The 7,243-nt window shown below is 38.5% G+C and carries 8 protein-coding genes; 7 read left to right on the plus strand and 1 reads right to left on the minus strand.

The genetic code is table 11. The features are described from left to right. Nucleotides 1-117 precede the first annotated feature (117 nt). From CWS20_RS24975 to CWS20_RS24990, 4 genes are all read left to right on the plus strand, one after another. The gene (locus CWS20_RS24975; protein WP_066193530.1) at nucleotides 118-774 is read left to right on the plus strand and encodes a 5-bromo-4-chloroindolyl phosphate hydrolysis family protein; all 657 of its coding nucleotides are present in this window, start codon (nucleotides 118-120) and stop codon (nucleotides 772-774) included. Next, entirely contained in the window at nucleotides 771-1,946 is a 1,176-nt protein-coding gene (locus CWS20_RS24980) for a toxic anion resistance protein (RefSeq protein ID WP_066193532.1), read from the plus strand. Before CWS20_RS24975 ends, CWS20_RS24980 begins: the two co-directional genes overlap by 4 nt. A gap of 38 nt (nucleotides 1,947-1,984) precedes the next feature. After that, nucleotides 1,985-2,107, plus strand: a complete 123-nt coding sequence (locus CWS20_RS24985; protein WP_241198669.1) for a replication domain protein — start codon at nucleotides 1,985-1,987, stop codon at nucleotides 2,105-2,107. An 86-nt stretch (nucleotides 2,108-2,193) separates the two neighbouring features. Next, nucleotides 2,194-2,397 (plus strand): hypothetical protein, encoded by a 204-nt coding sequence (locus tag CWS20_RS24990; RefSeq protein ID WP_066193534.1) that lies wholly within the window; start codon nucleotides 2,194-2,196, stop codon nucleotides 2,395-2,397. Between the two features lie 219 nt (nucleotides 2,398-2,616). Here CWS20_RS24990 and CWS20_RS24995 read toward each other — a convergent pair whose 3' ends face one another. After that, on the minus strand, nucleotides 2,617-4,248 hold the full coding sequence (locus tag CWS20_RS24995) for a PAS domain-containing sensor histidine kinase (RefSeq protein WP_066193536.1): 1,632 nt from the start codon (nucleotides 4,246-4,248) through the stop codon (nucleotides 2,617-2,619). A 399-nt stretch (nucleotides 4,249-4,647) separates the two neighbouring features. Between CWS20_RS24995 and CWS20_RS25000 the strand changes: the two genes are divergently transcribed. From CWS20_RS25000 to CWS20_RS25010, 3 genes are all read left to right on the plus strand, one after another. Continuing rightward, nucleotides 4,648-4,878, plus strand: coding sequence for an excisionase family DNA-binding protein (locus tag CWS20_RS25000; RefSeq protein WP_066193537.1), 231 nt, complete (start codon nucleotides 4,648-4,650; stop codon nucleotides 4,876-4,878). 71 nt (nucleotides 4,879-4,949) lie between these two features. Next, nucleotides 4,950-5,513 (plus strand): FAD-dependent oxidoreductase, encoded by a 564-nt coding sequence (locus CWS20_RS25005; protein WP_066193538.1) that lies wholly within the window; start codon nucleotides 4,950-4,952, stop codon nucleotides 5,511-5,513. Between the two features lie 206 nt (nucleotides 5,514-5,719). Next, on the plus strand, nucleotides 5,720-7,117 hold the full coding sequence (locus tag CWS20_RS25010; protein ID WP_066193540.1) for a M28 family peptidase: 1,398 nt from the start codon (nucleotides 5,720-5,722) through the stop codon (nucleotides 7,115-7,117). The last annotated feature ends 126 nt before the right edge of the window (nucleotides 7,118-7,243 follow it).

Raw genomic sequence — 7,243 nt, forward strand, 5'->3', positions numbered from 1 at the left:
AAACGAAGGTGTTTGCTGAAAAATATTGGCAAGTGGCATAGTTTTTCTTATTAATGAAACTTTGACTGGCTTTCTTTCGTATATTGATAAAGGCGTTTATGTCAGGAGTCGATACCATTGAATCCGTTTTTTATGTTTTTTATACGTACGCTTATTGCCGTGCCATTGTCTGTTACAGTTTGGTTATTAAACTATTTTGCATTTGACATGAATTTTTGGATGTCAGGCTTAAATGGTACTTTAGCAGGTGTTCTTGCTTATTGGATAACAGGAGCTGTGATGCGGCATCGGTTTATCAAGAGCCATGGGTTGAAGCGTAAGGAATATCTTTATATAAAGAAAAATCTAGATGAAGCAAAAGGGAAGCTGAACCGCTTGCAGCGATCGTTAATGTCCATTCGCCATCTGCCATCGACAAGGCAGCGTAGGGATTTTATTAAAGTCGCGAAGCGAATCTACAAGCTGACTAAAAAAGAGCCGAGAAGATTCTACCAAGCGGAGCAGTTTTATTATTCTCATCTTGATTCAGCAGTAGAATTAGCTGAAAAATATGTTTTTCTCTCTTCACAGCCGAGAAAAACAAAAGAATTGGAAATTTCATTAAATGAGACAAGAAAAACATTGCATGAGCTAACAGTCAACGTTGAAAAAGATTTGCATGATGTTCTGGCCAATGATATTGATCAGCTGCATTTTGAAATGGATGTTGCAAAGCATTCTATTAAAAAAATCAAAGATTCAAGAATCAACGATGAAAGCAGGCGATTAAAATGACAGAAAAGGATCTTTCTATGTCTAAGCAGCCAACCGAAGCCAATCTGCTCGATGATTTACTCTCTGAACCATTTGGAGAAGCACAAACGATGAAAAAAGACGACATTTCATCAGATAAACCTGTCAAACTGATTGATGTGATCCCAGAAGAAAACCGCGCAAAGGCTTATCAATTAGCAGATCAAATTGACCCGAAAAATCACCAGGCGATGATTTCGTACGGTACGCCTGCACAATCAAAACTATTGAATTTTTCTCACTCCATGCTTGAACATGTACAGAAAAAAGATGTAGGTGAGATTGGCGGCATTCTTGGTGAACTCATGCATAAATTTAATGAAGTGAACCCGGATGATTTGAAGCCTGAAAAGCAAGGATTTTTCTCAAAAATATTCGGTCGGATTTCAGGCTCAGTTCAAGAAGTTTTATCTCAATATCAGAAGGTTGGCGCTCAAATCGACCGGATCAGCGTAAAGCTTGAACGCAGCAAAAACCTGCTGCTGACTGATATTGTGATGCTTGATAAGCTTTACGACAGCAATAAAGAATACTTTCATGCCCTTAATGTATATATTGCAGCGGGCGAGTTAAAGCTGGAGCAGCTGCAGGAGCAAACCATTCCTGAACTTAAAGCATCAGCTAAAGCGTCCAATGACCAAATGAAGTTTCAAGAAGTCAATGATATGATTCAATTTGCCGACCGCCTTGATAAACGGCTTTATGACTTAAAACTCAGTCGTGAAATTACGATTCAAAGTGCACCGCAAATTCGTCTCATTCAAAACACGAATCAGGCACTTGTGGAAAAAATTCAATCTTCCATTATGACGGCCATTCCTTTATGGAAAAACCAAGTAGCAATTGCTTTAACACTTATTAGACAGAGACATGCAGTCGAGGCTCAGAAGCAAGTATCGAAAACGACCAATGATTTGCTGTTGAAAAATGCGGAAATGCTGAAAATGAACACAATAGAAACTGCACGTGAAAATGAGCGCGGCCTAGTTGATATTGAAACATTAAAGAAAACTCAGGAAAACTTAATCTCTACTCTTGAGGAAACATTGCGCATTCAGGAAGAAGGAAGAAACAAGCGAAGACAAGCTGAAAATGAACTGGCCAATATGGAAAATGATTTGCGAATGAAGCTTCTGGAAGTAAAAGATAAGTAGGCTTGTACCGAAAACGGCTCATTTCTAATAGAGGTCTGTTGAATGAAATTCATAAGGAAGTGAATTTGGATAATGTCGAAGATGGGGATTTGGTGCATGTAAATGATGAGGAAAAAGAAGCTTCCGAAATCGCTTACAGCATCGTCGCCTATTGGAACTAGGAGCGTGAGAATTATTTTATCAAAGAGTAGTTCTACAAACGGGCCATTTAATTAAATGATTTTTCTTGAAAAAGGGGGAGAATGTGATGTCCAAAGGATTGAAAATCATTTTGTTTTGGTCACTTGTAATACCCGCTATTATTACCATTCTTCGTATTATTACAGATTCCTTTTTAGGTCGTGGCATTGAATTATTCTCATATTCAGCAGTTTTCCTAGGTATTGCTGCTGCAGGATTAATCTTTGCTGGGCCTCTCAATTACTTCATATCAAAATCCCAACAAGAATAACTTATCTTTAATAAACGGGCGCGATTAGGAAGAGTGGCGATCGCCACTCTTTTTCTTTTGGCTCTGCGGTCAGAGGGCGGTCATCCCGAGTAAGCCTAATGAGCGGAGCGGCATCGCCAAACCGACTGCACCAGAACCCAGAAAAATCATTTCAGAAAATAAAAAACCTCTTAATGAGCAAAAGTAAATGAGCCCATTAAGAGGTTTTAATCATTTAAGTTACTTTTCCTTCTTAATTGGCAGCTTTACCGTAACCACTGTTCCTTTCTCCACTTCACTTGAAAAATGAATCGTTCCGCCATGAGCCTGTACAATTTTATAACTTACCGTTAAACCGAGCCCAGTGCCTTTTTCCTTGGATGAATAAAATGGTTCACCAAGCCGTTCCAGCAATTCGTCAGATATTCCAGAACCATTGTCAGTTACTACAATGACAGCTTCTTCATTTTCTTTTGTCAAATTAACAGTAATGGCTCCATCTCCATCAGCTGAGGCTTCTATTGCATTTTTCACGAGATTAATAAACAGCTGTTTTAATTGATTAGGCTCACAAAGGATGGAAAGGTTCTTTGGAGAGGCAGTAAAGTCAATTGTAATATTATGCAACGAGGCCTCCGTTTTTAATAAGGAAATCACATTAAATAAAATATTATGCAAGTCTGATTCGATAAATTTAATTTCCTGTGGCTTTGCTAAAAGTAAAAGCTCGCTGACAATATGATTAATTCGGTCCAGCTCTTCCTCCATGATTTGATAATAAAACTGATGCTTCGAATCATCCGATTCCAGCACTTGTACAAACCCCTTAAGCGAGGTAAGCGGATTGCGAATTTCATGGGCGACACTTGCCGATAATTCACCGACTACAGAAAGCTTTTCCGCTCTCCTAAGCTGCTCCTCAGCAAGCCTTAGTTTTGTCACATCTTTTCCATAGCAAATAATGCCTGCGGGCTGATGATTAATGATCATAGGAACAGCAGTACATTCTACAATAAGCGTGTGACCGTCTTTATGGATCAATTCCATTTCACAATTTTTATGTGATTGATATTGACGAATTTCAGCTAAATCGCTCATGATTTCTTCCTTAAAATCTTCAGGAAAAATATCAGTAATGTTTTTATTTATTACTTCTTTTTCGTCATATCCAGTAACGGTCTTAAACTGTGGATTCACATTTGTAATACCGCCGTTTAAATCCATCATCAAAATCATATCCTGACTAAATAAAAAAAGAGATTTATATTGCTGTTGACTTTCCTTCAGCAGCCGGTCGACCTCCTTCTTCTCTGTAATGTCTCTGCCGATAATGACGAGGCCTTTGCGTTCGCCGTCTTCATAGAATAAAGGAACTTTGATCGTATCAAACGTTTTGACCGTCCCATCCTTTATTGGGATAAACTCCTCCACGCGAGAAATTTGGCCGCTTTTCCAGGTTTCTTCGTCAGAAGCCATGCAATATGCAAAAGCACTTTTATAAAACTCCCGATTCTCTCCAAGCTGAATATCTGTTTTTCCCCGAAAATTATCTCTATTAAGGTCAAATAATGACAGTGCAACATCATTGGCTTCTATCCATCTGCCTTTTCCATCTTTAAAGTTGATAAAATCAACCATAGAATTAATTAAAGTAGATAAACGCTCCTTATCCTCTTGAGAAGAATTAAGTATCTCTATTTTTCTTATAAAATAGTAGAAAATAAGAGTGGTTAAACCAATATAAATGATTTCTTTAAATCGCAGCAAGAGGGAAACGTAGGGGAATGTGATGAATTCCTCTATTAAATAATTGGTGCTATATATCCAAATGATACTACTGATAAAATAAAACAATAAAAATTTTGTCTTCATCCAGAAAACCCCTGTCCTATAAAGTGAAACTGCAACAGTGGAGGGGTTCCTTCATTCCCCTCTGTTGGTTTGTCCCGTTCTATTGTCGCTAAATATTTCGCCTACGCTTCGATCAATCGCCAGTACGAACCCAGATTGAGTTGGACTTACCTTTGAAAGAGCGCAAAGGTAAGTCTAATGTATATCTCACCAATCGGGCTTTTACGGTGCAATATAATCCCCCGAAAGTCTTGAAGCGGGGAGCTCACTACGTTAATGCGGGATAAATCAATCAATAATGATGTATAATGAAACCATTGATGGGTGTAAAATTATTACAACTATTATTTAATAGTAAATGATTCTGTCCAATCGCGCCATATTGCATTTGTAATAATTAATAAATAAGGATGATCAAATATGTATATGACATTAAAAGAAACCGCAGAGCTTTTATCTAGCTCAGAGCAGGCAGTTAAAAAACTAATCCAAGAAAGGCGCATACGTGCTTTGTTTGATGGTGAACAATATTTAATTAATAAAGAGCAATTTAATACTCATTTAAAGCAAATGGAAAAATATAAAGCACTAGTTGAAGAAATTTTGAACGAACCGATTCCAGAAGATCGCGATATTAAAGATGAGGACTAAAGTCTAATTATTTTACAATTAAAATAATTTTGGCTATTGTTATAGTGATGAAACAATGAGGAGGAGAAGCTATGTACGATATCGTTATTGTTGGGGCAGGGCCATCAGGTGCCAGTGCAGCTATTTTTGCGGCAAAAGCCGGAAAAAACGTATTAGTATTGGATAATGATAAAGGGGTAACAAAAAGAGCATGGGTTGAAAATCATTATGGCGTAACGGAAGTGGCCGGGCCAGATTTAGTAGCAACAGGCAAAAAGCAAGCAGCAAAATTTGGCGCTGAAATTGTAAATGCGACTGTAGAAGGATTAGAAAAAACAGATGTAGGCTTTAAAATTGTAGCGGACCAAGGCGAATATGAAGGTCAGCATATTATTCTGGCCACTGGCTTTATGACCGATTTAGCAGAAAAAATCGGTGTGAAAACTAAGCCTGGCACTGAACCTCGCGTGAAAACAATCATCGATGTTGATGCCAATGGAAAATCTAATGTTGAAGGCATTTGGGCAGCCGGCACAACAGCAGGTGTAAGCGTACATACAATCATTACCGCTGGAGATGGCGCTAAAGTGGCTATCAATGTGATTAGTGAAATGAACGGCGAGCGTTATGTTGACCACGATGTATTAAAATCATAGATTTATAGCAAAGATTCTAAAGCAGATAATTTTAATAGAGATTATCTGCTTTTTTTCGTTCTTTCGGCTAGTGATGTTTGGTCTATAAATGGATAAATGGTAGATAAATAGAAAATAGTCCCTATTAAATATAGTGAATAGTCCTCTTATGTATAATAACTAAATATTTTAAACTTTAAAAAAGTTATTGTTGTAGGGGGACGAATATGAAAAAAACAATTATTTCTGTTGCTTTAGCTGCATCACTGATCTTCGGTGCAATAGGCACACAAGCTGTATTCGCAAAGCCATCCGAAGGAGCACAAAACCAAATTACGCACAATTTTGATCACAAAGTGATTAAAAAGCTAAATGTAGAAAAAATGTATAATAACATTGACTATTTATCTCAAACACCGCGAGTGGCGGGAACGGAGTCAGAAGAAAATGCAGTGAAGTTTATCAAGCAGCAATTTAAATCTTATGGATATCAAGTAGAGGTTCAGCCATTTACTTTCTACGGATATACTGCACCACATACCATTGAGTTAGACGTGGAAGGCTATAATGGGACGTTCAAACCGGCTTCATTTACATATTCAGTAAGCGGCAATGTATCGGGTGAGCTTGTATACGGTGGATTAGGGACACCAGATGAATTGTCATCATTAGATTTGAATGGAAAAATTGCATTAATTAAACGCGGGGATATCAGCTTTGGTGAAAAAGTGTTAAATGCAGCTGCAGAAGGCGCGGCGGGCGTCATTATCTTTAATAATGCTCCAGGCGCAATGAATGGTACATTAGGTGAGGCGAGTGATGATTATGTGCCTGCTGTTGCCATTACGAAAGCAGAAGGCGATGCGCTGTTGGCAGCATTGGAAGCGGGAGCGCTAACAGCTTCTTTAAACATTGAAGGGGCAAGAACAGGAGAAAATGTATCTCACAATGTAATTGCTACGAAAAAGCCAACTAATAAAAAGAAAAACACAAAAGAAATCATCGTAGTGGGAGCGCATCATGATTCAGTAGCCGGAGCACCTGGAGCAAATGATGATGCATCAGGTACAGCGATGACTTTGGAGCTTGCACGAGTATTTAAAAACTTGCCAACGGATACAGAAATTCGATTTATTACGTTTGGCGCAGAGGAATTAGGTTTAATCGGTTCTACACACTATGTAGGCACGCTGACTGATGATGAGATTAGTAGAACAGTGGCAAACTTTAACCTTGACATGGTTGGCAGCAGAGATGCCGGTGATTTAGTCCTTACAACATTGGATGGTCAGCCAAATCTTGTAACAGACCTCGCCAGAGCAGCCAGTACAAGGCTGAATGGAGAACCGTCTCCTATTGCACAAGGAGGACGCAGTGACCACGTTCCATTTGCAGAAGTGGGAATTCCTGCTGCACTATTTATTCACAGTCCTACTGAGCCATGGTATCATACGCCGGAAGACACTATCGATAAAATCAGCAAGGAAAAGCTCCAAGATGTAGCTGAGATTGTTGGATCAGCTGTCTACGAGCGAGCTCAATTCGATAACAAGGGGCCAAAGCCTAAGAAAGTGGAAAATGTAAAAGCAGACAAACAGCAAAAACATGAACAAAATATTAAATAAAACTGCAGCCTTTACCAATTGATTTGGTAGAGGCTGTTTTTTAGTCTGCAAGCGTCTAATCGAGAGTTTTCATTGCTATTTTTTGCCTCAGCATTAGCGACATTTGCGTCACCATTTAAATATTTG

The sequence above is a fragment of the Cytobacillus horneckiae genome, from assembly GCF_002835735.1.
Taxonomy (GTDB): domain Bacteria; phylum Bacillota; class Bacilli; order Bacillales; family Cytobacillaceae; genus Cytobacillus; species Cytobacillus horneckiae.